2 pseudogenes are annotated in these 352 nt (G+C 63.4%); both read left to right on the top strand.

The window, feature by feature from the left end:
• A pseudogene (gene sucC / locus BA190_RS36400) lies at positions 1-138 on the top strand (succinate--CoA ligase subunit beta); the annotation flags it as partial.
• Positions 138-352: pseudogene (locus BA190_RS34950) on the top strand (succinate--CoA ligase subunit alpha); the annotation flags it as partial. The pseudogenes sucC and BA190_RS34950, both read left to right, overlap by 1 nt.

The following is a 352-nucleotide window of genomic DNA, read 5'->3' as shown; positions in this document are numbered from 1 at the left end:
CTGGTGGTGCGCCTGGAAGGCACCAATGTCGAACTCGGCAAGCAGATCATCCGCGAATCCGGCCTGAACGTGATCGCCGCCGACGACCTCGACGACGCCGCCCAGAAGATTGTCAAAGCCGTGCGGGAAGCCAAGTAATGTCGATCCTGATCAACAAGCAAACGCGCGTCATCTGCCAGGGCTTCACCGGCAAGAACGGCACCTTCCATTCCGAGCAGGCGCTCAAATATGGCACGCAGCTGGTGGGGGGCACCTCGCCGGGCAAGGGCGGCTCGCAGCATCTGGGCCTGCCGGTGTTCGACACCGTGGCCGAGGCGCGCCATGTCACCAAGGCCGATGCCTCGGTGATCTA

It is taken from the genome of Labrys sp. WJW, assembly GCF_001676615.1.
GTDB classification, from domain to species: Bacteria; Pseudomonadota; Alphaproteobacteria; order Rhizobiales; family Labraceae; genus Labrys; species Labrys sedimenti.
This window is presented reverse-complemented; position numbering and strand designations above follow the sequence as displayed.